Consider the following 25,236-nt stretch of genomic DNA (forward strand, 5'->3'; position numbering starts at 1 on the left):
GCGTTTATGCCTTACGAACTCCACCGCACCGCAGGGGAATCAGCCCCGCGAGATCGGGTAAGCCGGACAGAACGGATCGCGCGGCATCCGTTCAGTTCACGCACCGGCGGAGGCCGCGTTCGCCGCCACCGATAGAATCGCGAGACTGCGGCCTGCTGTCATAGCCGCGACCGGAATGGCCACGAGCCGACAACTCCGGTGTCCGCATCGTCAGGTGCAACCAGCCAGCGCGTAACTTAGCCTAGGCTAAGGAAGACGCCGTATTTGTTTCTCAACCAAAAGGGTGCGCGTAAAAGATGACCGAACAGAGTGCAGCGACTCGCCCGCTCCGCATCGCCATCGTTGGCGCCGGACCCGCGGGGATCTACGCCGCCGACGCCCTGATGAAGTCCGATGCCGAGGTCAGCATCGACCTGTTCGAGCGCATGCCCGCGCCGTTCGGGCTCATCCGCTACGGCGTCGCGCCGGACCACCCGCGCATCAAGGGCATCATCACCGCCCTGCACAAGGTCCTCGACAAGCCGCAGGTGCGCCTGCTCGGCAACATCGACTACGGCACCGACATCACCCTCGACGACCTGCGCACGTTCTACGACGCGGTCATCTTCTCCACCGGCGCCAACGCCGACCGCGCGCTGGGCATCCCCGGCATCGGGCTGGACGGCTCCTACGGCGCGGCGGACTTCGTGTCCTGGTACGACGGCCACCCGGACGTGCCGCGCACCTGGCCGCTGGACGCGGAGAAGGTCGCCGTGCTCGGCGTCGGCAATGTCGCGCTCGACGTGGCCCGCGTGCTCGCCAAGACCGGCGACGAGCTGCTGCCGACCGAGATCCCGCCGAACGTCTACGCGGGCCTCAAGGCCAACAAGGCGCTCGAGGTGCACGTGTTCGGCCGCCGCGGCCCGGCGCAGGCCAAGTTCACCCCGCTGGAGCTGCGCGAACTGGATCATTCGCCGACCATCGAGGTCATCGTCGATCCCGAGGACATCGAGTACGACGAGGGCTCCGAAGCCGCACGCCGCCACTCCAAGCAGGTCGACATGATCGCGAACACGCTGGAGCAGTGGGCCATTCGCGACGTCGGCAACCGCCCGCACAAGCTGTTCCTGCACTTCTTCGAGTCACCCGCCGAGATCCTCGGCGACGAGGAGGGCAAGGTCGTCGGCCTGCGCACCGAGCGCACCCAGCTCGACGGCACCGGCAACGTCAAGGGCACCGGCGTATTCAAGGAATGGGACGTGCAGGCGGTCTACCGGGCCGTCGGCTACCTGTCGCAGAACCTGACCAACCTGCCGTTCGACGACCAGGCGGGCACCGTGCCCAACGAGGCGGGCCGGGTGATCGCCGACGAGAACGCCGACGGCGCCGACCGCTACGTGCCGGCCACCTACGTCACCGGCTGGATCAAGCGCGGCCCGGTCGGCCTCATCGGCCACACCAAGGGCGACGCCAACGAGACGGTGGCCTGCCTGCTCGACGACAGCGCGAACTTCGCCCCGGCCGAGCGGCCGGAGCTGGACGCGGTCACCGAGTTCCTGGAGAGCAAGGGCATTCCGTTCACCACTTGGCAGGGCTGGTACCGCCTGGACGCGCACGAGCGCTCGCTCGGCGAGCCCGAGGGCCGCGAGCGCGTCAAGGTGGTCGAGCGGGAAGACATGCTGCGCGCCAGCGAGCCGCACAAGGTCTGACCTGACGCGCTTGTTGGGTCCGTAACAGCGGAACGACGCGTACTGAGGCATTCTGTACAGGTGTTCGATGCCCATTTCCACATCTTCGATCCGCGGTTCCCGCGGTTCGAGAACGAGGGCTACCTGCCCGGCCACTTCACCATCGCCGATTATCGAAAGCGCATGTCGCGCTTCGACGTCGGCGGCGGCGCCGTGGTCAGCGGGTCGTTCCAGGGCACCGATCAGACGTATCTGAAGGCGGCCCTCGCCGAGCTGGGCGAGGGCTGGGTCGGCGTCACCCGCCTGGATCTGGACGCCACCGACGACGAGATCCTCGAGCTGGACCGCATCGGCGTGCGCGGGCTGCGGTTCAACCTCAAGCGCGCCGCCGCCGACATCACCGGCATGACCTTGCAGGCGCTGCGCGCGCACGAGCTGGTCGGCTGGCACGTCGAGGTCTATATCGACGGCCAGATGCTCGCGTCGTTGCAGCCGGTCATCTCCAAGCTGCCGGTCTTCGCCATCGACCATCTCGGCATGTCCGAGGAGGGCCTGCCGTTCCTGCTCGATCTGGTCGATCGCGGTGCCAAGGTCAAGGCGACGGGTTTCGGCCGGGTCTCGATGAACGTCGCCGATACGCTGCGCCGCATCCACGCGGTCAATCCCGAGGCGCTGATGTTCGGCACCGACCTACCGGGTACCCGCGCGGGTCGCCCGTTCCGCGACTCCGACGTCGACCTCATCTGCGATGTGGTCGGCACCGACATGTTCGCCGTCCTGGAGGACAACGCCCGCGCTTTCTACCGGCTGCCCGCCCGGGTCCGCGCCCTGCCCACCGACCCGGCGCCCACGCTGCCGCTGTACACCGCGGAACAACCCACGTTGCCGATCCGCCGCGACAGTCTTCCCAAACCCGAAGCGGTGGACACCATTCCGTTGCCGATCATCGAGTAGCGCTGGTAGGCAACACGACTCGATGCAGGAACCCTGCCCGGGGGTGAGTCAGGCGACGATCGCGCCGACCACCCAGATGCCGGTGGCGAGCAGGGCACCCAGGAGTTCGATGAGCATGGACAGGCCGACGCCCTTGAGCGCGTGCACCGTTGCCTGCCAGGCCTGCTGACCGACGCGCAGGCGGTGCAGTTCGGAGAGGTAGACGCCGAGCACGAAGCCGACGAACAGGCCGACCACCGGGATGACGAAGAAGCCGACGATGCCGAGGACCGCGCCTAGCACCAGGGAGCGGTTGGCCACGCCCGCGTCCTTCATCTTCCGGCCGGGCCAGGTGTATTTGATGACGCCGGACAGGACGAGCAGGGCTGTGCTGACGGCGAAGACGGTCCAGGCCGTCGCGCCGCCGGTCATGAAGGCCCACACCGCGATCGCGCCGAAGATCAGGATGACGCCGGGCAGGATCGGGATGATGATGCCCAATAGACCGACGAGAATGACCAGGCCGACAACGACCTCACCCGCAGCACTCATGATCGTGCCTCGCTGGGCTCCCGCATGACTCCACCTCACCGCGCAGGCTCGCCGGACGATCCCGCGAATAGTGCGCTGCTGGGATTGTGTCGTACCGGGTGAACCGGTGCACGGCGGACGCCGCGTGGACAGCGTAAGTGGACCGGCATTCACCGACCGTCCCTCGACCGTGCCGTCCGGACGGGAGGGCGTCCGGCGCACGGCTCGGCGTTATTGTCATACTGTCAATACACCCTCCGGGCCCCTTCCGGAGGAGCGCCGGGACGCCGTGCGCTGGATCAACGACGAACCGAGGTAGGGCGTGAGCACTCCATCCACCGCCGTCAAGGGCCCGCTCGCGGGCATCAGGGTCATCGAGCTGGCCGGGATCGGGCCGGGGCCGCATGCCGCGTTGCTGCTGGCCGATCTGGGCGCCGACGTGGTGCGGATCCAGCGGGCAGGCCAGATACCTGGCGGCTTCGACCGGCCGCAGCAACGCGGGCGCACCATCGTCGAGGCCAACCTCAAGGACCCGGCCGACATCGAGAAGGTGCTCGGGCTGATCGAGAAGGCGGACGTGCTCATCGAGGGCTTCCGGCCCGGGGTGACCGAGCGGATGGGGCTCGGCCCGGACGAGGCGCTCGCGCGCAATCCGCGGCTGATCTACGGGCGGATGACCGGCTGGGGCCAGGAAGGCCCGCTGGCCGATCGCGCCGGGCACGACATCAACTACATCTCCATCACCGGCGTGCTGCACGCCATCGGCCGCAAGGGTGAGCGCCCGGTGCCGCCGCTGAACATGGTCGGCGACTTCGGCGGCGGCTCGATGTTCCTGGTGTTCGGCCTGCTCGCCGCGCTCGTCGAGCGGCAGAGCTCCGGCAAGGGTCAGGTCGTCGACGCCGCGATGGTCGATGGCGCGCTTGCTCTTTCGCACATGATCTGGGGTATGCGCGGGTACGGCGCGTGGTCCGACGAGCGCGGGGTGAACCTGCTCGATACCGGAATGTCGTTCTACGACACCTACGAAACCGCCGACGGCAAGTACATGGCGGTCGGCTCGATCGAGCCGCAGTTCTACGCCCAGTTGCTGGCCGGCCTCGACATCAATCCCGAGGGCCTGCCGTACCAGCTCGATCCGGCGGGTCAGGAAACGCTGAAAAAGCTGTTCACGGAACGCTTCCTGACCAAGACCCGCGACGAGTGGGCGGAGATCTTCGTCGGCACCGACGCCTGCGTCTCCCCCGTGCTCACCTTCGAGGAAGCCACCCGCAACGAGCACATCGCGGCCAGGGGTTCGCTGATCGAGGTCGACAACATCACCCAGCACGCGCCGGCGCCGCGGTTCTCCCGCACGCCCAACGGCATCCCCACCCCGCCGCCCAGCGAGGCGACGCCGATCGAATCCGTCTGGGCGAACTGACTTCTGGCTTCGATCGAGGCCCCGGGGGTTGTGCCCCCCGGGGCCTTTTCGTGCGCTCAGGCGGTGGCCGAAGAAAGCGCGGGACCGATCGGGCGGCCGCCGTCGGCCAGTCCTCGGGTGACGAGCTTGGCGATGCGCGCCACCAGGGTGCGCGGGCGGCGGGGCATCAGGTGTGCGGCGGCGAAGTTCGACGCGCCGGGCACGACGTAGCCCTTGTTGCGTTCGAGCGCACGCAGCGTGGTCTCGACAACCGCTGCGGCGCTGCCCATTCGGCCGAGGGCGGCATCGCGGGTACCGACAGTGTCGAAGAACGGCGTCTCCGTCGGGCCGGGGCACACGGCGAGGACCTTGATGCCGCGGCCGCGGTATTCGCTCCACAACGACAGGCTGAAGTTCAGCACAAAAGCCTTGCCGGAGGAGTAGGTAGCGAAGTAGGGCGACGGCTGAAAGGCCGCGGTCGACGCGACATTGACGATTTCGCCGCTGCCGCGCTCGAGCATGCCGGGGAGGAGGCGGCGGGTAAGCCCGGCCAGCGCAACGACATTGACCATGAGCTGATCGTGCTCGCTGTCGACGCCGAGGTCCTCGAAGCGGCCCGCGCTGCCGAAGCCCGCGTTGTTGATCAACAGGTCGACCGAGAGTCCGCGTGCGGCAAGCTCATCCACCACCCGCGCAGCGGCGTCGGGCACGGTGAGGTCCTGTGCGATGACCTCGACTCGGCCGCCGTGGCGCTGACGTAGTTGTGCGGCAAGGGCTTCCAGGCGTGGCAACGTGCGGGCGACCAAGACGAGGTCGTCGCCGCGGGCCGCCAAGGTGGCGGCGAACTCGGCGCCGATGCCGGACGAGGCGCCGGTGATGAGGGCGGTGTTTCCAGTGCGGGTCATTTCGAGCTCCTTCGATGTGATGCAACATCAGAGTAGCCTTATCTTCAGTAATTGCAACATCAATGTTGCAACTTAGAGGTAAGACGCAGCTCACCTGTAGTATCTCGGGAGATCTCAGCGAACGGAGCACCCATGTCGCCCACTTCCGCGCGCCCACTGCGCGCCGATGCCGAGCGCACCGTGCGCGCCATCCTGGACGCCGCGGAGCGGGTGCTGAGCGAAAACCCCAACGCGACGCTCGAGCAGATCGCGGAGGCCGCGGGCGTCGCCCGCACCACCGTGCACCGGCGCTTCGCCAATCGCGAGGACCTGGTGCGCAGCATCGCGGTGGCCGCATGGCGGCGCATCGCGGCCGCGGTCGACGCCGCACGGCCGCGGACCGCGCCACCACTGGTCGCGCTGCATCAGGCGACCGCCAATGTCATCGAGATCAAGTACGGGGCGTCCTACGCACTCGACCGCGTGGACAGCACCGACCCCGAGGTCGCCGAAATCCAGGCCGATGTGTTCGCGAAATGCGATGCGGTGCTTGCCAGAGCGCGTGCGGACGGCTTCATCGCAGCCGACGCCGACCCGACCTGGGTGCGGCGGGTCTACCTCGCACTGATCAACGAGACCGTGCACGGCAACGCCGAACTGGACGGCAACGCCGACCCGGATGCCCTCGCTGGTCGTGTCATCGACACGCTGCTGAGTGGCGTAGGTACCGGGCGACGCCAGTAGGCCTCGGCGACAAGCAGTCTCGGCCACGCTCGCCGACAAACAAGCGGCGATACCCGGTCAACTGTTGCGAAGCAACGACTTCAGTAGCCGCCGATGATCGCACCGGGGGCGGCGTGCGGAGTCAGCGCCTCGCATCAGTAACAAGTCAACGGCTGGAGCGGATCGGCGGCGCGCGGCGTCAGCGCGTCGTACGCCGCGGCAATCGCCTTGACCCCCAAGCGAAGTTCCGGCTCCTGATGGGTGAAGGGCAGGCGGATGAAGCGCTCGAACGCGCCTTGCACGCCGAATCGTGGTCCGGCGGCGAGCAATACACCGTGGTTGGGCGCGGTGGCGGCCAGTGCGGTGGACACCGGCGCCGGTAGCTGCGCCCACACCGACATGCCGCCGGCACCGTGCAGGAGGCGCCAGTCCGGCAGCTCTTCGGCCACCGCGTCCAGCAGTGCCGCACGTTGCGCACGCAGTTGATCGCGGCGCCGATCCAGGATGGTGTCCGCGTTCGCCAGCAGATGGATGGTGGCGAGCTGGTCCATCACCGGGGTGCCGAGGTCGACGGTGGAGCGGATGCCGAGCAGCTTGGTGATCAACGGCTGGTTCGTGCGGATCCAGCCGACCCGCAGACCACCCCAGAACGACTTGGACGCCGAGCCGATGGTGACGATCTCATTGCCCTTGGCGAAGGCGGCGACCGGCGGCTGCTGCACCCCGTCGGCGAGGTGCAGATCGCCCATCGACTCGTCGATCACCACGGTCATCCGGGTTTCCCTGGCGATGGCGGCCAGTTCGGCGCGACCCTCCGCGTCGAGCAGCAGGCCGGTCGGGTTGTTGAAGTCGGGTACCAGGTAGGCCAGCGTGGCGGCGGTTTGCCTTGCGGCACTGCGGATTCCGTCGAGATCCCAGCCCTTGTCCGGATGTTCGGGGCGCAGCGGCACCGGCACCGGCCGTGCGCCGACGTCCCGGATCGCCTCGATCGCGTTCGGGTAGGTGGGGTGGTCGATGAGTACCCGGGCCGCAGGCGCGGTGAGCACGTTCAGCAGCAGCCGCAGACCGTGCTGGGCGCCGAGGGTGACCAGGATCTGGTCCGGTTCGGTGGGCAGGCCACGCTGCGTGAAGCGGCGGGCGATCGCCTCGCGCAGCGCGAGCACGCCGACCGGATCCATGCCGTGTGTACCGAGATAGGCCGGAAGGCCTTCCAGCGCAACCGAATACGCCTCTTGCATCTCCAGCGGAGCGGCCATGGCGGCGTAGGTCATGTCGATGGTCGGCAGTTCGGACGCCGCCATAATCGCCAGGATGCTGCGCGCGGGCTTGCTGCCGTCGTGCTGCACGTCCCGCGGCAGGGCGACGGTGCTGCGCGAACCCTGGCGGCTGATCAGGTAGCCGTTCTCGCGCAGCAGCGAGTAGGTGGAGGTGATCGTGGTGCGGCTGACCCCGAGGGTGGCCGCGAGGTCGCGTTCGCTCGGCAGCGCGACGCCGAGCGGGGCGCGCCCGTCATGGATCAGCAGCCGAATGCCCTCGGCGAGTGCGAGATACGCCGGACGCGCGGACCGGCGGGACGACTCGGTCTCGCCGTCCTCATCCACATTCCGCCACCGGCCAAGGTCGCGAGCTAGCGTGCCCGCTCCGATCACTCTCGTCGCCATAAGGTCCAGTATCGAGGGAGTGGATATTTAAAGCAAGGCCAGTCGGGCGCAGGCTGGCATCATGACCACATTCGCCGCCTTCCTCGTCATCGCCGCTTTCGGCTACGCGGTCTATCGCTATTTACCGAAGGGTGCCGAGCGCGCGTTCCGGCTGGAACGATTCCACCCGGGCACGCCGATGTCCGACTGGACCCCTTCGTATTACGACGCCCACCGGCGCTATGCGGATCTGGCCGCCGTCTACGGGCGCAGTGACATGCCGGACGAGGTGCCGCCGGTCGTCCGAGAAACCGCCGATACCACGGCGAAAGCCCTTCCGGCACAACGTTCGCAGTCGTCGGTACCGGTTGTCCGCGAGCCGGCAGCCGGGCTACCGAAGCAGAGCCCGATCGACCAGTACGCCTGGCGGTCCCGGCGGACCGTCGCGCGCAGCGCCGGAGGGACACGGAAGCCCGAGCGCGGCGTGCGCCGGCTCGTATCGGAGCAGGACACCCTCGACAGCAAGGCCAGTTGAGCAAAACTGGACTGATATCTCGAACTGTGTCAGCCCCACGGTGCACACTGACAGCATGACCGACCCCCGTTGCCTGTCCGCCGAGGCAACACTCTTCGATACCGCGATCGGCATCTGTGCGATCGCGTGGAGCGCCACGACCGTGATCCGGTTCCAGCTCCCTGAGGCCAGCCCCGCCGCCACCCGTGCGCGCATCACGCGCCGCCGCGCCGGCCTGCCGGACAACGAGGTCCGCGAAGAGACGCCCACCGGTGCGATCGCCGAGGCCATCGCAGGCATCCGCGCCCACCTGGCCGGCGAACTCGACGATCTGCGCTGGATCCCGCTGGACACCAACGGAATTCCGGAGTTCCACCGCGCGGTGTACGAGGTGACCCGCGCCATCGATCCCGGGCACACCCTCACCTACGGCCAGGTGGCCGATCGCATCGGCGCGCCGGGTGCCGCGCAAGCCGTCGGACAAGCGTTGGGCCGCAATCCGATTCCCCTCATCATCCCGTGCCACCGGGTGCTCGCCGCGGACAACGCGCTCACCGGTTTCTCCGCGCCCGGTGGCGTCACCACCAAGCAGCACCTGCTGGAGATCGAACGCACGCCGGGCTTCGGGGAACCAACCCTGTTCTGAGCGGGTGGTTCTCGTGCGCATCGTGGCAAGCTCGAGTGCCCGATACCTGGCACCAGCTACTCCACAGCGCTTTCCGTAAATAACGTTCACGGGCCTGCCAGACGCCTTGACGGCATAGTGAGCAGCATCACAGACTTCGCGGGTTGGGTCGGTCGCCGCTGCCGTCGATGAATCCACACCCTCGGCACCGTCTGAACAGGTACGCCCCCAACGCCCCGTTGGCCGACCTCCTCTCGAAAGTGAGACTGTTGTGGAGACCGTGACCTCCGCCGACGGGACCGTGATCGCGTACGACCGCCACGACGGCCATGCCGGCACGGTGATCCTCATCGGCGGGACCTTCGGTCATCGGAAGTTGCCCACCATGGTCGAGCTGGCGGCGGCACTCAACGAGCAATACGGCCTCACCGTCCTCAATTACGACCGGCGCGGCCGCGGCGACAGCACCGCCGTGTCCGGCGGCTACGACGTCGAGCGCGAGATCGACGACCTCGCGGCCCTGGTCGAGGTGGCGGGCGGGTCCGCAATGCTGTTCGGCTGGTCCTCCGGCGCCGGGCTCGCGCTGCGGGCCGCCGGTTCCGGGCGCATCCTCGGGATCACCAAGGTGGTCGCCTTCGAGCCACCGTTCATCGTGGACCGCGCGGGGTTCGTGCCCGCCGCCGACCTCGAGACGACGCTGCATCAGCTGGTCGCCGCCGACCGTCGCGCCGAAACGGTCCGCTTCTATCTGACCAAGGCGATGGGCGTCCCCCGCACGTTCGTCACGGTCCTGCGTTTCGCGCCGTTGTGGAAACACCTGCTCGCCACCGCGAACTCGACCCCGCACGACTGGGCCGTGATGGGCGAGTTCACCCGCGGCGAACCCCTGCGCGCCGCGGACTGGGCCGCCGTCAAGGCACAGACCCTGGTGATCTCAGGCGGCAAGAGCGATCTCCTGCTCCGCAAGGCCGCCAGGGCGATCGCCGCCGTCCTCCCCGACGCCGAGTTCCAGGAAGTCGCGAAGCTGCGACACATCCCGAAGATCAGCCTGCTCGCCCCACCCGCAGGCGAATTCCTCACCGGCGCAGCGGACAACGCCAACTGACGGGGCTCGGCGCGGCCGTCAGGCAGTAGCGCCGAAACCAGCGCCTGCGCTGCCGCCCAAGATTCCGCCCGCGACACCGCCGGCCACCGCGGCCGGGATACCGAGGACTGCGGCACCGGCAGCCGCGCCGACACCCGCACCGATCGCGGCACCCGCTCCGGTGGTTGCCGCCGCGATGGGCCAGGCCGCGACGAATGCCGCGCCGATCGCGGGTAGTGCACCGACGCCGGCAGTCGGGATTCCCGCGGCGGCGGCCGCGATCGCACCGCCGGCGGCAGTACCCGCGACACCGACCGCGAAGCCGATGCCCGCACCGACACCCGCGCCGATGGCCGCGCCACCGACACCGCCGACCACGGCGGCCGGGATGCCCGCGAGCGCGGCACCGCCCAGTGCGCCGCCGACCGCACCGGCCGCGGTGGCGGCGGCGATCTTGTCGGAGCGGGACGGGTTGATGCCGATGGAGCGGCCGCCGGTGGCGATGGCGGCCTCGACGCCGGCGGCGGTGCCGTTGACGCCGTCGAGGAGATCGCCGGGGACCTCGTCCGGGACCGGGCTGGTGAAATCACCGATGCGCAGGGTGCGCGGCGGCGGCGCGATGGGTGCGACGGGCTCGACCGGCTCCGGGGCGTGCAACTGCTGCGGCTGGATCGGCGGTGCCGGTTCCGGCGTGGGGACCGGACGGGCGTAGTTGAGGCTCTGCCCGTCGGCGGGGTCGGGCTTCGGGCCGACGGCACCCTGCTGATTCGGGGTGGTGACGCCCGGCTGGCTGGGTGAACGCTCGGGTTTGACCGGAGCACTCGGCGTGCTCGGGGTGGTCACGCCCGGCTGCGTGGACGGGCCGGGGTCGGCGACCGCCGCACCCGCGCAGGCGACCGCGATGGCCAGCGGCAGGGCACCGACGATCGGACGCAAGCTACGCCGGGTCGCCGGAGTGTTCAGTTCTCGATACCGACGAGCCACGTCGAAACACCACCATCAGGTTGGGTCAGCCAGCACGTCCCCGCGTACTGCGCGCTCGCACCCTATCCGTAGCTGATCGGATGCTGTCAAGTCGGGAATCGGCCCGAAGAATCCCGGATGACCAGGCAACACTCCCTGAAATGTCCGGTTTGCGGGGAGAGGCTTTCGACAGTGGCACATGGCTGCGGCAACACCCGAGAAGGTCGCTCCATGGTGTGCCACTCGCGCGCCACGTACCTGGTTCAGCCGGCGGAGGATTCGCCCCGCATCAGCGCGCCTAGCGACTCGCGGTCGGTGACGTCCATCTTGATGCAGGCGCGGTAGAGGTGGCCTTCCACGGTGCGGACCGACACGGTGAGGCGGTCGGCGATCTGCCGGTTGGACAGCCCTGCCGCAACAAGATTGGCGATCTCGCGTTCGCGGGCGGTGAGCGGCAACGGCTGGGCCGCCTGCCGCAGCGCGGGCGTGCTGGCACCACCGCAGGCCGCGGCCAGCCGGTTGGCCGCGGCGGCGGACTCCAGCAGGCGGCGGCGATCACCCGCGCGCTCGTGTGCCGAGGCCGCCTGGGCGGCCGCGTCGGCGGCGGAGAGCAGCACGCCGATCCGCTCGAATTCGGCTGCGGCGGCGTCCAATCCGGGTCCGTCGTGGGCGGCGAGGGCCACCGCGTGTTTGGCCTGCACCTGCACCAGCCTGCCGTCCACCTTCGCGGCGAGGTCGGCGAGCCGCCCGGCTGCGGAGTGGTCGCCGAAGCGGGCCGCGGCGTGCAGCGCCATGGCCTCGATCGCGTGCTGGTTCGAGCGGGCGGCCGCGTCGGCCGCGCTCATCGCGAGGCGGATGGCCGGGGTGACGGTGCCTTCCGCGGCGGCGTGCCAGGCGCGGGCGATTTCGAGCTGTGGTTCGTAGACTGCGCTGTGCCTGCCGCCGCGCGCGGTCGCCTCGCCGATCGCCTCGATCGCCTCGGCGGACCGGCCCAGTGCCGAATAAGCCTCGGCGAGACGGATTCTCGCGGGGAACATCCAGGCCGCCGCGCCCTCGGTGGCGAGGGCGGCCAGCGCCTGCTCCAGATTTTCGATGCCGTCCGGGAAGTGCCCCTGCGCCACATCGACGGTGCCCTGCAAAATCTTGGACATGCCCCAGGCCAAGTACTGCCCGGGCGCGGAGTAGCCGAAATACGCTGCGGCACAGAGCCGGGCGGCTTCGAGTTCACCGGTAAGGAACAGTGCCAGTACCTCGGCGTGCGTCGACATGAAACGGTTCAGCCCGTCGATGTCGCTCTCCACCTCGTGGCCACGGGCCGCGTATTGCAGGGCGGCCTCGCCCCGGCCCATCAGGGTCAGCGCCAGCCCGCCGCCGAAGGACGCCCACCAGACCGCCCACGACGGTGCGCCTTTCACCGACATCACCTTCTCCGCCTCGGTGATCGCGGCGTCGATCCGGTTCTCGTTGACCGCGCACGCGGACGCCAGCCCGTCGATGATGGCCGCGATCTTCGGATGCGTCACCTTGCCGCGGATCAGCGTCAACACCTCGTCGGCGCGATCGGCATCACCCATGGCCCACAACAGATTCGCCACCCGCGTGGTGCCCCAGCGCGCCAACTGCACCTCGGTGAGCTCATCGGGATCGAAGGTGGCCAGCATGCGCTCGGCCTCGATGCGATGGCCCTGCCAGAGCAGGGCGCGCGCGAGCAGGTCGGCGGCCTCGACACCACCGCGACGCTCCACCGCCGCCCTGGCGAAGCGTTCGCCCAGTGGCAGATTCGCCAGCCCGATGGCGTCGGCGGCGGCCGCCTCGAACAGCTCCAGATCGGCGGATTTGTCACTGTCCAAAGCCAATTCGGCGAGCCGGATGCGGTCGGCGGCGGAGTTGATCGGCCGTTCCTTGAGCGAGGAGTACAGCCTGCCGCGCAGCCTGCGAGCCGAGGCGATGCCGAGCCTGCGCCGGATCACCTCGCCGAACAGCGGATGGTTGTAGCGCACGGTCAGCTGGTGTGAATTCTCGACAACCCGGATCACGCCACGGGTTTCGGCGGACTCCACCGCCTCCTCGCCGGCCAGTTCGGACAGCACGTCGAGGTCGATCGGCTCGCAGAAGGTGAGCAGTTCCAGCACGTGCAGCACGTCCTCGGGCAGCTGCTCGACCCGATCCTCCAGCAGCGCGGCCAGTTCCGAGGTGACCGCGGCGCGCCCGCGCAGCTGCCACACGCCGTTCACCTGGCGCAGCGAGCCCGCCTCCAGCGCGCCCTCCACCAAATGCCTTAGGAACAGCGCGTTTCCGCCGGAGGACTCCCACATCAGGTTGGCGGTGAAGCCTTCTAGTTGTCCGCCCAGCATCGACTCGACCAGGTCGACACTTTGCCGCTGGGTGAACGGGTTCAGGTCGATGCGCAGCAGGTGGCCGTCTTTCCACAGCGAGGTCACCGCGTCGGGCACCTGCACCCCGCTGCGCACGGTGGCCACGATGTGCGCCGCCTTGTCGATGGCCAGTTGCAAGAGCAGCGTCGCCGACAACTGATCGAGCAGATGCGCGTCGTCGACACCGATGATGGTGTGCCCGTCCGCGAGCAGCGCCTCACGCGCCGCGGACATGAACGTCACCGGGTCGTGCGCCGTATAGACGCCGACCATATGCGCGAACACCCCGAGTGGGATGCTGCGCGCCGATTCGGTGCCCGCGACCCAGCGGATATTGCCGCCGACGGCGGCCGTTGCCTGTCTGGCCAGTGTTGTCTTGCCGACGCCGGCATCGCCGGTGAGGACCGCGCCGACATGTTCCGTGCCGGTGAGGGCCGCGCGGATCGCCTCGAACTCGGTCACACGCTCGATCATCGGCCAGTTCCGAGCCATGACTCTTACTGTAGTTCGCTACCGACCATGATCGTAGAGATCGAACGATGAACAGCGGCAATCATTCAGCCGGACTATAACTTTCCGGTCTCAGCCGAGCACGTCGTGCCGGACGATGGTCTGTTCGCGACCCGGTCCGACGCCGATGCAGGAGATGCGGGCGCCGGACAGTTCCTCCAGCCGCAGCACGTACGCCTGGGCGTTGGCGGGCAGCTCCTCGAAGGTGCGGGCCTGGGAGATGTCCTCCCACCAGCCGGGCATTTCCTCGTAGATCGGCTTCGCGTGGTGGAACCCGGTCTGCGTGGTCGGCATCTGCTCGACCCGCTCGCCGTCTACGTCGTAGGCAACGCAGATCGGCACCGTCTCCAGGCTGGACAGCACGTCGAGCTTGGTGAGGAAGTAGTCGGTGATGCCGTTGACCCGGGTGGCGTAGCGGGCGATGACCGCGTCGAACCAGCCGCAGCGCCGGGCCCGGCCGGTGGTGACGCCGACCTCGCCGCCGGTCTTGGCCAGGTACGCGCCGAACTCGTCGAACAGCTCGGTCGGGAAGGGGCCGGAGCCGACGCGGGTGGTGTAGCACTTGAGGATGCCGAGCACCGCGGTGATCTTGTTCGGCCCGACGCCCGCGCCGACCGCCGCGCCACCCGAGGTCGGGTTGGACGACGTCACGTACGGGTAGGTGCCGTGGTCCACGTCGAGCAGCGTGCCCTGCGAACCCTCGAGCAGCACGGTCTCGCCGTTCTCCAGGGCCACGTTCAGCTTCAGCCGGGTGTCGGCGATGCGGTGCTTGAAGCCCTCGGCCTGCGCCAGCACCTCGTCGACCACCTGCTGCGGGTCCAGCGCGCGCCGGTTGTAGATCTTGACCAGCACCTGGTTCTTGAACTCCAGCGCGGCCTCGACCTTCTGGGTGAGGATCTTCTCGTCGAGCACGTCGGCCACCCGCACGCCGACCCTGGCGACCTTGTCCTGGTAACAGGGGCCGATGCCGCGACCGGTGGTGCCGATCTTGTTGTTGCCGAGGAAGCGTTCAGTGACCTTATCGATGGCCACGTGGTAAGGCATGATCAGGTGCGCGTCGGCGGAGAGCAGCAGGCCCGAGGTGTCGACGCCGCGCTCTTCCAGTCCGGCCAGTTCGTCGAGCAGCACACCGGGATCGACCACGACGCCGTTGCCGATGACGTTCGTCACGCCCGGGGTGAGGATGCCGGACGGGATGAGGTGCAGCGCGAAATTGTCACCGCTGGGCAGCACCACGGTGTGGCCCGCGTTGTTGCCACCCTGGTATCGGACCACCCATTGCACCCGGCCACCGAGTAGATCGGTCGCTTTGCCCTTACCCTCGTCGCCCCACTGGGCGCCGATCAGGACGATTGCCGGCATTGTCTTGTCTCCTACGGTTCGACGTGCAACACCCGGGAGCTGGCAGCCGGTCGAGCCGGCGGGGCGGGTAAACACCAGTGTTGCAGCTACCTGCCGTATCGAGGCGGTGGCCGGGAGCACAGTCTAGTAGACGCGTCGTCAGCGGCGTCGGACCGGATCTCGTCGTAGTGTGATTGGCGGCGTCGAGCTCACGCCGCGGGCGCGACAACCATGTGGCCGGAGCCCGGCAGGGCTATGGTTGCAGCCGTCGGAACCGGGCTGGGGTCGGCGGAAGTGGCGAAGGGTCCGACGGCGTGTCGGCTCGAACCGAGGAGGGTGTACGGCAGTTTGAGTACCCACGTTCTCCGTTGCGACGGCGCACCGGTACCTATCGCCCTCGCGGCGCTGCCGAGCAGTTCGACGGCCGCCATCCCCGATACCACCGAGATCGACGAGTTGCTGCCCGTGCTCGCGGCCGACAGTCTGCCGCGCCTCATCGTGCTCGGTGACGACGCCGCGCTCGCCACGGTGCTGACCCACCTGATGCGCACCGAACGGCTGCACGTGGAGATCGGTTATGTGCCGGTCGACAAGACCTACGGCTCCCGCGCCTATCAGACCGGGACCGGCAATGCCGCCGCCAAGCGGGCCATCGACGGCAGGGCCACCGAGGTGCCGCTGATCCGGGACGACACCGGGCAGGTGCTGGTCGGGCGGGCCAAGATCACCGGTGTCGACGCGGCGAAGCTGGAGGGCGAGGCCTACGTGGACGACGTGCAACTGTTCTCCGGCAAGGTCACCGCGATGCTGGTGTCGCCGATGCTGCACCAGCCCGGCGTGCGGGCCACCACGCAGCGGGGCATGCGCAAGCGCCGCTGGATCGAGGGGCGCGCCGCCCAGCTCGGTACGCCGGGCGCGGTGGTGACGCGCGACGGTGTCCGCAGCGACCGCACGGTGCCCCGGTCGAGTTTCTATCGGCATCACGAGCCCTGGTTGCTGGTCCGATGAGCTCACCCTTCGCCGCCGACCGGCGTTCGCGCGCGGTGCGGCCGAGCCCGATCTTTCTGCTCGTCGTCGTCATCACCATCGTCGGTGGCGCGCTGGCCTGGGATGCCGAGGTGGACTCCACCCGGGCCAAGGTCGGCGTGTTCGTGCTCGTGGTGTTCGGCTGGATCATCACGCTGTGCCTGCACGAATTCGCGCACGCGTTCATGGCTTGGCGAGCGGGTGACCACGAGGTCGAATTGCGTGGGTATCTCACGCTGAATCCATTGAAGTACAGCCATCCGCTGCTGTCGATCGTGCTGCCGATCGTATTCATCGCCTTGGGCGGTATCGGTTTACCGGGCGGCGCGGTGTACGTACACACACACAACTTCTCGCCGCGCACCCAGCGCATCATCAGCGGCGCGGGCCCTGCGGTGAACGCGCTCTGCGCGGTGCTGCTGCTGGTGATCGTGCAGCTGTTCGGCAGTGCCGCAGCGCATCCCGCGTTCTGGTTCGGCCTGAGCTTCCTGGCGTTCTTGCAGATCACCGCGACCCTGCTGAACCTGATCCCGCTGCCGGGACTCGACGGCTACGGGATACTCGAGCCCTCGCTCAGCTACCAGACCAGGCGCGCGCTCGATCAGTTCAAACCGTTCGGCATGCTGATCTTGTTCGCGCTGCTTTTCACGCCCGCCATCAATCAGGTTTTCTTCGACGCGGTGTACGCATTGTTCGAAGTGTCTGGGGTGCCGTCGAATTGGTCGCGCTTCGGTAGTTATCTGACACGCTTCTGGACCTAGCCGCCGGGAGGCGGAACGGGCTGCGGGGATCGATTCGAGCGAGTAGGGTCCGAACTCGATGATCACTATGGGGGGAATGGGGTATTCACACGTACGAGATCGGTAGTAACCACGATCGTCGTGCAATCACTTGGCACACCACGCGATAGTGGCCGGACTGCCGTCTTCGGACCGGCGTCACCGTCGATGACCGGGTCCGGCCGAGCCGCCACCGCGCGCTGACGCGCGCCCGCAGCAGTGAAAACCGGCCGCAGCGTCGGGGTTTTCGGCTGCCCATGAGCGAAATGTGGGAGCAGGACCACTATGACGAACACATCGACAGCGACGGTTTTGTCCGTCGTGATACCCGCACTGAACGAAGCGAAGTGCATCGAGCGCACGCTGGACCGGCTGGTCGCCCAGGATGCGATCGACGAGATCATCGTCGTCGACAACGGCAGCCAGGACGACACCCGCCAGATCGTGCGCGACTACGCGGTCGACCACCCGGAGGTCGCCCTCATCGAAGAACCGACCCGCGGCATCCCCGCCGCCCGCAACACCGGATTCGACCGGGCCCGAGGCGATTTCCTCGCCCGCACCGACGCGGACACCCTGGTCGCGCCGGACTGGGGCGAGGTCATCCGGCAGAACCTGACCGAGCATCCGGACACCGCCGCGGTCACCGGCATTACTACCTACCACGACTCACCAATCGGCTTCTTCTTGAAATTCGGCCTGTACCTGCAGGATCGGCGCGGCAAGCTGGGCGGGCCGGTGGGCAACATGCACGGCCCGAACATGGCCATCCGCCGGTCCGCGTGGCGCACGGTGCGGGCGGAGACCACGACGCGGCCGGACGTCGCCGAGGATTTGGATCTGGCGTTGTGCCTGACCAAACGCGGGCTGCGCATCGACCAGCTGACGGACATGCGGGTCGAAACCTCGTCCCGCCGCCGCAGGACCGGGCCGCGCGACTGGTGGCGCTTCCAATTGACGGGGTTGCGCACCATCACCGAGCAGGGTTACCAGGTGCGGCCGTTTCACCGGGCCGTTATCGTCGGCGCCTGGCTGACGCACACGGTGCAGTGGCCGATCTACCGATTCTGGGACTTCGACCGGCGCCGCTTCACGCTGCGTCCGGCGCCGCCCCGGGTCTCCGCGGTCGGCGAAACGGCGAGCGCCACCTGAGGAGTTGGTGCCCCCAAGGCTTGGGGATTCTGTCTGTGCGCCAACGCAACTAGGGTGAACCAGTGATCATCGCCGGTCGGCCCAGCCGGTAATCAGCAGGCTGCCCGGCCCTGGTCGCACCGACCGTTCGGCGAACTCGCGGCACCGTTGCCGATCGAGTCCCCCTGTGTTTTCACCCATTACCACGCTGACGAGAACGGCTGTTCCGGGCAGATAACAGACCGTTCTGTAGGAAGCTTCACCCGACCCAGAACTGGAGCAGTACCAGCAATGAGCAGCCCCGATTCGGCGACGACCTTATCGATCGTCATCCCGGTCCTCAACGAGGCGGCGTGCATCACGCAAACCCTCGACCGCCTCGTCACCCAGGACGCGATCGACGAGGTCGTCGTGGTCGACAACGGCAGCGACGACGGCACCCGCGAACTCGTCAGCGCCTACGCGCTCGAACATCCGAAAGTCGAACTCGTCGAGGAACCCCAGCGCGGGGTGGCACGGGCCCGCAACACCGGATTCGACAAGGCGCGTGGGGATTTCATCGGCCGGACCGACGCCGACTGCCTCGTCGCGCCCGATTGGGGCGCGGTCATCCGGCAGCACTTGACCGACCATCCCGACGTCGCCGCGCTCACCGGCATCACCACGTACTACGACTCGCCGGTCGGCTTCTTGCTGAAATTCGGCTATTACCTGCAGGATCGGCGCGGCAAGCTGGGCGGCCGGGTCGGCAACATGCACGGCCCGAACATGGCGATCCGCCGCACCGCCTGGCTGGACGTGCGCGAGGACACCGTCGTGCGGCCGGATGTGATCGACGACCTCGACCTGGCGCTGTGCTTGAGCAAGCGCGGCCTGCCGATCGATCAGCTGAAGCACATGCGGGTCGAGACGTCGGCCCGGCGCAGGCGCACCAGTCCGCGCCGCTGGTGGCAGTTCCAGTTGAGCGGCCTGCGCACCATCACCAACCAGGGCTACCAGGTCCTGCCGTTCCATCGCGTCGTCATCGTCGGCGCCTGGCTGGCGCACACCGTGCAGTGGCCGATCTACCGGCTGTGGGACTTCGACCGGCGGCGGTTCTCGCTGCGGCCCGGCCAGGCCAGGATGTTCCCGCTCAGCTAGGAAGAAAGCGGCAACTGACGAACACAGAGCCGCCCGGCCGGACGTCGGACCAGGCGACTCTGCTCCTCGCAACGGGCGTGCTGCCCCAACCCGCACGGCCACCACACCAAATGGCCGGTGGGGCAGTTCGCTCGTGTGCGAAGTGGTCGACCGCGACACCCCTCGTTCGATCGCGGTCACTTGTTCAAGTTATGCGGCCGGGGCCGCCGGAACACGAGTAGCGGACTACCCAAAGATCAGCGAGGACGCCACGCACGGCGACTGGTGCGCACCCAGATCCGCTGAGTAGTCGGATCATTCCTCGGGGGTCACGAACGGTTTGGGCACCGTCGGCGGCAGCAGCGCGATCGCGGAGATGCGCTTCATGCCACACACCTGCATCAGGTCCACCACGATCGAACGCACCTGGGCGAACACCACATGGGCCGAAAGCCCGGCGCCCTCAACGAGTTCCGGCCGCGCCTCCTTGGCGACCGTGCGCAGCACCCTGGCCGCCTCGGCTTGGTCGGGCTGCTCGCCGGGATCGGCGAGCATCATCCGGCGCACCACATCGATGGCCTGACCCAGCCGTTCGACCTCGTCGATCAGGCGGGGGTCGAGGATCTCGTCGTCCTGGACCAGGGTGAGCGAACGGCGCAGCAGCACCCTGGTATTGCGCACCGCGTTGTCCAGCGGGTCGGCGGTGGCCTTGATGCGTTCGAGGCGGGCGCGAGAGTTCCAGTACAGCGGGGAGATTCGGCTGATCTCCTTGCCGCCCTCCAGCGTGGCCCGCAAGGTGTCCAGCTGCGGTTGCGTCGCACGGACCGCCGCGAGCGCGGAACGCACCTTGTCCGGATCTTGTTCGAGCAGGCCGTCGGCGCCGTCGGTGAGCGACTTGCTCATCACCGCAAGGATTTCCGCCGCCTGCTCGCGGGCGCGCCGCACCGGATGCAGTGGAATCGACGCCACCACAACGACTCCCACCAGACCACCGACCAGCGCGTCGATCATCCGGGAGAAACCGCCACCCGCCGAGGGCGGCAGCAGCGTCGCGACCAGCACGGCCGAACCGGCCGCCTGCATGGTGATGATGGAGCCGCCGTCGAGGAACACCGCCGCGGCCATGGCGACGGCGACCACCAGCGCGATCTGCCACACGCCGGTACCCGCGTTGGTGATGAACAGGTCACCGATGCCGATGCCGACCGCGACGCCGACCACCAGTTCCACCGAACGCCGCAGCCGGGCGCCGAAGGAGATGCCGATCGACACCACGGCCGCGGTGGGCGCGAAGAACGGCTGCGCGTGCCCGACGAGGTCACGCGCGATGAACCAGGCCAGTGCCGCGCCGAGGGCGCACTGCAGAATCGGCAACGCGGACAGGCGCAGGCGCGCCCACGACGCGCGCAGCCGATCCATGCTGCTCGCCTTGGCGACGCCGACGCGAGAGCTGGGATTGATACTGAGGTCGATCAACTACGACTCAGTCGAGACCGAGCTCAGCCGCGGCCCGCGGATCGCAGTCTTCGAGCAGATCCAAGCAGCGCGCGTACTCTTCCGTTTCCCCGATCACCTTCGCCGCACGGGCCAGCGCACCGACGCTGCGCAGGAACCCACGGTTGGGCTCGTGGCTCCACGGCACCGGGCCGAAGCCCTTCCAGCCGTTGCGGCGCAGCAGATCGAGGCCGCGGTGGTAGCCGGTGCGGGCGAACGCGTACGCCGCGAGGATGTCGTGATTGATCGGCTCGTCCTGGGCTTCGCCGCTGGTCAGCGCCGCTTCGGCCAGGTAGGCCCAGGCGATCGAGGCCGCCGGATGATCGGCGGCGACGCGGAACGGATCGGCCTTGTCGAGCAACGCTTCTTCCGCGTCGGAGATTTCGGGCAGGAGTACCGGCTGGGGGCCGAGGAGATCACCGAACGAGGTCATGGGCTTCATTGTGCACCGATGCCCCGTTTCCCGGCGCATGCGCTCCGTCGGCGGCGCGAACTCGATCCCACCGCACCTCTTCGGCGTACCTCGGCATTCGCTGCGGCCATGCGTGCTCTGAGAACGGACTACCTCGGCCTCTGCCCGTTAAGCTGGCCGTCGAGTTCAACTGTTCCGCCTGACCGAGGGGTAGTGCGTGTCCGACCCGAACGACGACAAGAACCCGGCGAGCGCCGACCCGGCAACCCCGGCCGCAGCCGACGCACGCCCGGCAGACACCACGGTCCGCCACCCGGTCGCTCCCCGCCCGGCGGAACCCTCGCCCGTAGCGCCCACGCGACCGATTCCCGCCGCGGGTGCGAAGAGTGGTGCGGATAGTAAGGACGCGGCGGATACTTCGGCCGACTCCCCTGCCGCAGCTTCGGGCGCGCCGGGATCGCCCGATGCCGAGAACTCCGGTAAACCCGCCGTGAAATCCAGCGGCACGTCGCCGGATGCCGCCCAAAATGCGGGTTCCGGCACGTCAGACAGCTCGAACTCTGGTGCAAAAACCGGCGATGCCGCAGCGGCAACCGCTGCCGAGCCGGGGAACGGCGCTGAGCCCGTATCGGCCGACTCGACCGCCGACAAGGCCGCGCCCGCCCGGACGGCAGGGCAGAAGTCCGGCGCGACCGAACCCGGGGCCATCCCGAAGATCAACGCACCGGCTCAGCCCGCGAAGTCCGCCGGCGCGGCCCCGCCGAACAGTCCCGCTCCGGGGAAAGCAGCACCGGCCGCGGGTAGCACCGCCAACGCCGAGGCGAAGACCGAAGCGATCGCCCGCAACGAGAAGCCCGGCTCCGCGACACCTCCCGCCGAATCACCTGCCGAGCAAGCCTCGAAAACCCCGGCGGCGCAAGAAAATAAGCCTACTTCCGGCGACGTGGTCGCCGATATCGCCAAGAGTGGTGCCGCTCCGAAGGCAGCGCCCGCAGCCGAAACCGAAGTAATCAAACGGGACAGCCAAACCTCCGCCGGCTCCACGACCGGCACGAACCGCCCGCCCGCAACCGGCACACCCCCGCAATCAGCATCGACGGCGCAATCGAGCGCGAAACCCGCAGCCGCGCAACAGACCAGCTCCGCGCCCGGCGGTGCCGCACCAGCCACACCCGATGCCGACCGATCCGGCGCGACGGCGACACAACCTGGTGCGACCGCCCAATCCGGCGCCCCCGCCGCCCAATCCGACGCAAAAGCGACGCAAACCGGCGACAAGGCCGCACAACCTGATGCGCCCGCCGCGCAACCCGGTGCGTCCGCGACGCAACCCGGCGCAACAGCGGCAATATCCGGTACGCCTGCCGCACAAACCGCCGGTCCGGCAGCGCAACCCGGCACGCCTGCACAACCCGGCGCCACCACCGCACAAACCGGCAGCCCCGCGACGTCACCCGGTGCGACGCCGACACGGCCTGGCGCGCCCGCAGCACAACCTGCCGCGACGGCAGCACAAACCGGCACGGCGGCAGCCGCTGCGGCCCAGAGCGAAACTGCCAGGGGTACAACCACTCCCGCGGACGCAGCGGCGACCGCGCCGGACAGCTCCGCTCCGTCGAAGTCCCGCCCCTGGTTCGGCGGGGAGAAGGCCGGTGCTGCGCAGGACAGCGCACCCGACAAGCCCGCAGCGGCCGAGCAGCCCGAAGCCGCGCAAGCACCGGAACCCGAGATCGCTGACGGGGATGCGCCGACCACGGTGATGCGGGTGCAGCGTCCTGCGCCTCCGGTGGAGGATGCCGCTCCCGACGCGGACACCGTCAAGATGAATACGGCGGCGCCGGACGCCGGGCAGCAGCCGCCGGGGTCCGAAGACGTGACCATGGCGATGCCGGTGATCAAGCCGGGCGTGCTCGAGCCGGACGACGCGCAGACCGTTGCGCTGCCGATCCAGCGGCCCACCGACGCGCCGAAGCCGGCCGGGACCGACCGGGTCACGCCGGGTGCGGGCCGGGTGCCGATCACCAAGCCGCCGACCACTCCGCGCTCCGCTCCGGGACCGAAGCAGCCTGTCCCGCAGGCCCCTTCGGCACCGCCGCCGAGCGGGTCCGGTCCGGTCGAGCAGACGCGGCCCGCGCCGGCGCATCCCGGCCTGCCACGCCAGCACGCGTCGGCCCCGTCGCCCGCGGATGTCCAGCCGACGATGCCCGCGCAGCCGATCGGCTCGCTGCGGCCACCGCAGCCGCGGCAGATCGCCCAGCCGCAGCGAATCGCCCCTCCCGCACAGGCGCCGACCGCCGCCGATCAGACCACCTCGGGCCGGTCCAAGCGATGGCTGCTCGCGGTGGCGGGTGCCGCCGCGCTGGTGGTCGTGCTGGTCGGAGTGATCGTGGCGGTGGTCGTGAACTCGACGGACAATTCGCCGGATACCCAGGTGCGCGCCGCGATTTCCGATTACACCGATGCGCTGAAGACCGGTGACCTGGCCACGTTGCGCGAGACCACCTGTGGTCCGCTGCACGATTTCTATCAGGGCATTCCGGCGGATCAATTCACCGGCGTGCATCAGCTGTCCATGGAGCGCCGCACCATTCCGGTGGTGGACAGCGTGGATGCCATCCGGATCACCGACGACACCGCGATCGCGCAGGCCACGGTTTATACCGAGGCCGATCCGGCCAAGCGCTCCGCGCGCACGTTCGACCTGCAGCGCACCGACGCAGGCTGGAAGGTCTGCGATCCGCCGTCCAGCGCTCCGCAATAGCCGCGACGGAATCGAGCGGAAATGTTGTTCGGCTGCCCACTCAGTGGGCAGCCGAACACGTTTAATAGCCGATAAACATCAATCCCGAACAGCAATGAAAGCCCGTCGCGAGCCGGTAGATGAAGAACAAGCAAATTCGATAGCAATTCCGTATCGATCGACGGTAGCGCTGCTCACACTCGGCTGGTCAACGGTCTTGTTCATTAGTAGCGTGGCCGCATCATGGGCAGGGAACAGACGACGGCGCTCGAAACCGATGACGTACAGCAGACGGCGACACTGGCCGGCCAGCGGTTCCGCGTTCGGGACCACTATGAGGTCGGCCGGGAAAAGATCCGCGAATTCGCGCGAGCGGTGCAGAACCATCACGGCGCGCATCAGCAGGAGGCCGACGCACGCAAGCTCGGCCACGACGGTGTCATCGCACCGCCGACCTTCGCCTCGGTCATCGGCTCGTCCGGCACCCGCTCGCTGCTCGAATCGGTGCTCACCGAGTACGACCTCTCGCAGATCCTGCAGACCGATCAGGTCTTCCAGGCGTATCGGCCCATCCTGGCCGGCGATCAGCTGACCAGCGAGATCCTGATCGAGTCGATCCGTCAGTTCGGCGACAACGACTTCGTCGTCGTCCGCTCCGCGCTGGTCAACCAGCACGGCGAGCTGGCCCTCATCGGCTCCACCACGATCGTGGCCCGCCGCGGCGCCGAGGTGGATCCCGGCCTCACCGACGTGGTCGACAACATCATGATGCACGGCCAGGTGGTCGAATTCCCCACGGCGGGCGGCGGTTCGCACGACAGTTCGGCGCTGATCCCGCTGGGTCTGGGCGAGCTACCCGCGCCGCCCGCCGACCGCGAGCTCGCGCCGGTGCACACGCTGCCCGACTTCGATCAGCTGTCCGTCGGCGATCAGCTGCCCGCCGGTTCCTTCCGGCTGGCCCGCGGTGACCTGGCCAACTACGCCGGAGTCTCGGGCGATGCCAACCCCATCCACTTCAGCGATCACGCCGCCCAGCTGGTCGGCCTGCCCACGGTCGTCGCGCACGGCATGTTGACCATGGGCCTGGCCGGTGGTTACCTGACCTCCTGGCTCGGCGACCCGACCGCCATCGCGAAGTTCAGCGTGCGGTTCTCCGGTTTCGTTCCGGTGCCGCCGAACTCGGCGAGCACGGTGGACTTCGCCGGCCGGATCAAGTCGCTCGATCCGCACACCCGCACCGCGACCATCGTGCTCGGCGGCACCTCGGAGGGCCGAAAGCTGTTCGGGCGGGCCATCGCTGAGGTTCGGCTGACGTAGCGCGGCTTCGGTAGCAGCTCAGCCGCAGG

Annotated in this window: 21 protein-coding genes; 13 read left to right on the forward strand and 8 right to left on the reverse strand. The window is 68.6% G+C overall.

Annotation, left to right across the window (positions count from 1 at the left end):
• The first annotated feature begins 296 nt into the window (after positions 1-296).
• On the forward strand, positions 297-1,688 hold the full coding sequence (locus tag DBO33_RS40705; protein ID WP_107659766.1) for an FAD-dependent oxidoreductase: 1,392 nt from the start codon (positions 297-299) through the stop codon (positions 1,686-1,688).
• Positions 1,689-1,748: 60 nt separating this feature from the next.
• Positions 1,749-2,621 carry an amidohydrolase family protein gene (locus DBO33_RS40710; protein ID WP_107659767.1) on the forward strand — a complete coding sequence of 291 codons (873 nt, stop codon included), beginning with the start codon at positions 1,749-1,751 and terminating at the stop codon, positions 2,619-2,621.
• 48 nt (positions 2,622-2,669) lie between these two features.
• Here DBO33_RS40710 and DBO33_RS40715 read toward each other — a convergent pair whose 3' ends face one another.
• A complete protein-coding gene (locus DBO33_RS40715) occupies positions 2,670-3,152 on the reverse strand; it encodes a DUF456 domain-containing protein (protein ID WP_107659768.1) in 483 nt (160 codons plus the stop codon).
• A 301-nt stretch (positions 3,153-3,453) separates the two neighbouring features.
• On the opposite strand from DBO33_RS40715, the gene DBO33_RS40720 reads away from it, so the two are divergent.
• On the forward strand, positions 3,454-4,551 hold the full coding sequence (locus tag DBO33_RS40720; RefSeq protein ID WP_107659769.1) for a CaiB/BaiF CoA transferase family protein: 1,098 nt from the start codon (positions 3,454-3,456) through the stop codon (positions 4,549-4,551).
• A gap of 56 nt (positions 4,552-4,607) precedes the next feature.
• On the opposite strand, the gene DBO33_RS40725 is transcribed toward DBO33_RS40720, so the two are convergent.
• The gene (locus tag DBO33_RS40725) at positions 4,608-5,435 is read right to left on the reverse strand and encodes an SDR family NAD(P)-dependent oxidoreductase (RefSeq protein ID WP_107659770.1); all 828 of its coding nucleotides are present in this window, start codon (positions 5,433-5,435) and stop codon (positions 4,608-4,610) included.
• A gap of 132 nt (positions 5,436-5,567) precedes the next feature.
• On the opposite strand from DBO33_RS40725, the gene DBO33_RS40730 reads away from it, so the two are divergent.
• Positions 5,568-6,158 carry a TetR/AcrR family transcriptional regulator gene (locus tag DBO33_RS40730; RefSeq protein ID WP_107659771.1) on the forward strand — a complete coding sequence of 197 codons (591 nt, stop codon included), beginning with the start codon at positions 5,568-5,570 and terminating at the stop codon, positions 6,156-6,158.
• Positions 6,159-6,292: 134 nt separating this feature from the next.
• Here DBO33_RS40730 and yczR read toward each other — a convergent pair whose 3' ends face one another.
• Positions 6,293-7,798, reverse strand: a complete 1,506-nt coding sequence (gene yczR / locus DBO33_RS40735) for a MocR-like transcription factor YczR (RefSeq protein WP_107659772.1) — start codon at positions 7,796-7,798, stop codon at positions 6,293-6,295.
• Between the two features lie 61 nt (positions 7,799-7,859).
• On the opposite strand from yczR, the gene DBO33_RS40740 reads away from it, so the two are divergent.
• The 3 genes from DBO33_RS40740 (at position 7,860) to DBO33_RS40750 (ending at position 10,021) form a co-directional block, all read left to right on the forward strand.
• Complete coding sequence (locus tag DBO33_RS40740; protein ID WP_107659773.1) at positions 7,860-8,312, forward strand: hypothetical protein; 453 nt, start codon at positions 7,860-7,862, stop codon at positions 8,310-8,312.
• A gap of 55 nt (positions 8,313-8,367) precedes the next feature.
• Positions 8,368-8,937, forward strand: a complete 570-nt coding sequence (locus tag DBO33_RS40745) for a methylated-DNA--[protein]-cysteine S-methyltransferase (RefSeq protein WP_107659774.1) — start codon at positions 8,368-8,370, stop codon at positions 8,935-8,937.
• Between the two features lie 250 nt (positions 8,938-9,187).
• Positions 9,188-10,021, forward strand: coding sequence for an alpha/beta fold hydrolase (locus DBO33_RS40750; RefSeq protein WP_107659775.1), 834 nt, complete (start codon positions 9,188-9,190; stop codon positions 10,019-10,021).
• 18 nt (positions 10,022-10,039) lie between these two features.
• Here the strand turns inward: DBO33_RS40750 and DBO33_RS40755 are convergent, their stop codons facing one another.
• The 3 genes from DBO33_RS40755 to DBO33_RS40765 all read right to left on the reverse strand — a co-directional run bounded on the left by DBO33_RS40755 (position 10,040) and on the right by DBO33_RS40765 (position 15,210).
• Positions 10,040-10,984, reverse strand: coding sequence for a hypothetical protein (locus DBO33_RS40755; protein WP_107659776.1), 945 nt, complete (start codon positions 10,982-10,984; stop codon positions 10,040-10,042).
• Positions 10,985-11,226: 242 nt separating this feature from the next.
• Positions 11,227-13,830 (reverse strand): helix-turn-helix transcriptional regulator, encoded by a 2,604-nt coding sequence (locus tag DBO33_RS40760; protein WP_107659777.1) that lies wholly within the window; start codon positions 13,828-13,830, stop codon positions 11,227-11,229.
• A gap of 90 nt (positions 13,831-13,920) precedes the next feature.
• Positions 13,921-15,210: an adenylosuccinate synthase gene (locus tag DBO33_RS40765; protein ID WP_107659778.1), complete on the reverse strand. Its 1,290-nt coding sequence runs from the start codon at positions 15,208-15,210 to the stop codon at positions 13,921-13,923.
• Between the two features lie 327 nt (positions 15,211-15,537).
• On the opposite strand from DBO33_RS40765, the gene DBO33_RS40770 reads away from it, so the two are divergent.
• The 4 genes from DBO33_RS40770 to DBO33_RS40785 all read left to right on the forward strand — a co-directional run bounded on the left by DBO33_RS40770 (position 15,538) and on the right by DBO33_RS40785 (position 19,265).
• Positions 15,538-16,197, forward strand: coding sequence for a hypothetical protein (locus DBO33_RS40770; RefSeq protein WP_234391303.1), 660 nt, complete (start codon positions 15,538-15,540; stop codon positions 16,195-16,197).
• Positions 16,194-16,976, forward strand: coding sequence for a site-2 protease family protein (locus DBO33_RS40775; protein WP_107659780.1), 783 nt, complete (start codon positions 16,194-16,196; stop codon positions 16,974-16,976). The genes DBO33_RS40770 and DBO33_RS40775 overlap by 4 nt, the downstream gene beginning before the upstream one ends.
• A gap of 303 nt (positions 16,977-17,279) precedes the next feature.
• Positions 17,280-18,146, forward strand: coding sequence for a glycosyltransferase (locus tag DBO33_RS40780; RefSeq protein ID WP_107659781.1), 867 nt, complete (start codon positions 17,280-17,282; stop codon positions 18,144-18,146).
• Between the two features lie 270 nt (positions 18,147-18,416).
• Positions 18,417-19,265, forward strand: coding sequence for a glycosyltransferase (locus tag DBO33_RS40785; protein WP_107659782.1), 849 nt, complete (start codon positions 18,417-18,419; stop codon positions 19,263-19,265).
• A 294-nt stretch (positions 19,266-19,559) separates the two neighbouring features.
• Here DBO33_RS40785 and DBO33_RS40790 read toward each other — a convergent pair whose 3' ends face one another.
• Positions 19,560-20,663, reverse strand: a complete 1,104-nt coding sequence (locus DBO33_RS40790) for an FUSC family protein (protein ID WP_199857073.1) — start codon at positions 20,661-20,663, stop codon at positions 19,560-19,562.
• Positions 20,664-20,727: 64 nt separating this feature from the next.
• Positions 20,728-21,180, reverse strand: coding sequence for a DUF3151 domain-containing protein (locus tag DBO33_RS40795; RefSeq protein ID WP_107659783.1), 453 nt, complete (start codon positions 21,178-21,180; stop codon positions 20,728-20,730).
• A gap of 187 nt (positions 21,181-21,367) precedes the next feature.
• Between DBO33_RS40795 and DBO33_RS44335 the strand changes: the two genes are divergently transcribed.
• Positions 21,368-23,911 carry an Rv0361 family membrane protein gene (locus DBO33_RS44335; RefSeq protein WP_234391304.1) on the forward strand — a complete coding sequence of 848 codons (2,544 nt, stop codon included), beginning with the start codon at positions 21,368-21,370 and terminating at the stop codon, positions 23,909-23,911.
• Positions 23,912-24,133: 222 nt separating this feature from the next.
• Positions 24,134-25,207: a fused (3R)-hydroxyacyl-ACP dehydratase subunits HadA/HadB gene (locus DBO33_RS40805; protein ID WP_107659784.1), complete on the forward strand. Its 1,074-nt coding sequence runs from the start codon at positions 24,134-24,136 to the stop codon at positions 25,205-25,207.
• Positions 25,208-25,236: the final 29 nt, after the last annotated feature.

Source organism: Nocardia suismassiliense, assembly GCF_900269665.1.
Taxonomy (GTDB): Bacteria; Actinomycetota; Actinomycetes; order Mycobacteriales; family Mycobacteriaceae; genus Nocardia; species Nocardia suismassiliense.

What these genes read in the sequence shown, in the direction of transcription:
- DBO33_RS40705 (WP_107659766.1), top strand. Translation starts at nt 297, where the DNA reads ATGACCGAACAGAGTGCAGCGACTCGCCCGCTCCGCATCGCCATCGTT.
- DBO33_RS40715 (WP_107659768.1), bottom strand. Translation starts at nt 3,152, where the DNA reads ATGAGTGCTGCGGGTGAGGTCGTTGTCGGCCTGGTCATTCTCGTCGGT.
- DBO33_RS40725 (WP_107659770.1), bottom strand. Translation starts at nt 5,435, where the DNA reads ATGACCCGCACTGGAAACACCGCCCTCATCACCGGCGCCTCGTCCGGC.
- DBO33_RS40730 (WP_107659771.1), top strand. Translation starts at nt 5,568, where the DNA reads ATGTCGCCCACTTCCGCGCGCCCACTGCGCGCCGATGCCGAGCGCACC.
- yczR (WP_107659772.1), bottom strand. Translation starts at nt 7,798, where the DNA reads ATGGCGACGAGAGTGATCGGAGCGGGCACGCTAGCTCGCGACCTTGGC.
- DBO33_RS40740 (WP_107659773.1), top strand. Translation starts at nt 7,860, where the DNA reads ATGACCACATTCGCCGCCTTCCTCGTCATCGCCGCTTTCGGCTACGCG.
- DBO33_RS40745 (WP_107659774.1), top strand. Translation starts at nt 8,368, where the DNA reads ATGACCGACCCCCGTTGCCTGTCCGCCGAGGCAACACTCTTCGATACC.
- DBO33_RS40760 (WP_107659777.1), bottom strand. Translation starts at nt 13,830, where the DNA reads ATGGCTCGGAACTGGCCGATGATCGAGCGTGTGACCGAGTTCGAGGCG.
- DBO33_RS40765 (WP_107659778.1), bottom strand. Translation starts at nt 15,210, where the DNA reads ATGCCGGCAATCGTCCTGATCGGCGCCCAGTGGGGCGACGAGGGTAAG.
- DBO33_RS40775 (WP_107659780.1), top strand. Translation starts at nt 16,194, where the DNA reads ATGAGCTCACCCTTCGCCGCCGACCGGCGTTCGCGCGCGGTGCGGCCG.
- DBO33_RS40780 (WP_107659781.1), top strand. Translation starts at nt 17,280, where the DNA reads ATGACGAACACATCGACAGCGACGGTTTTGTCCGTCGTGATACCCGCA.
- DBO33_RS40785 (WP_107659782.1), top strand. Translation starts at nt 18,417, where the DNA reads ATGAGCAGCCCCGATTCGGCGACGACCTTATCGATCGTCATCCCGGTC.
- DBO33_RS40790 (WP_199857073.1), bottom strand. Translation starts at nt 20,663, where the DNA reads ATGGATCGGCTGCGCGCGTCGTGGGCGCGCCTGCGCCTGTCCGCGTTG.
- DBO33_RS40795 (WP_107659783.1), bottom strand. Translation starts at nt 21,180, where the DNA reads ATGAAGCCCATGACCTCGTTCGGTGATCTCCTCGGCCCCCAGCCGGTA.
- DBO33_RS40805 (WP_107659784.1), top strand. Translation starts at nt 24,134, where the DNA reads ATGGGCAGGGAACAGACGACGGCGCTCGAAACCGATGACGTACAGCAG.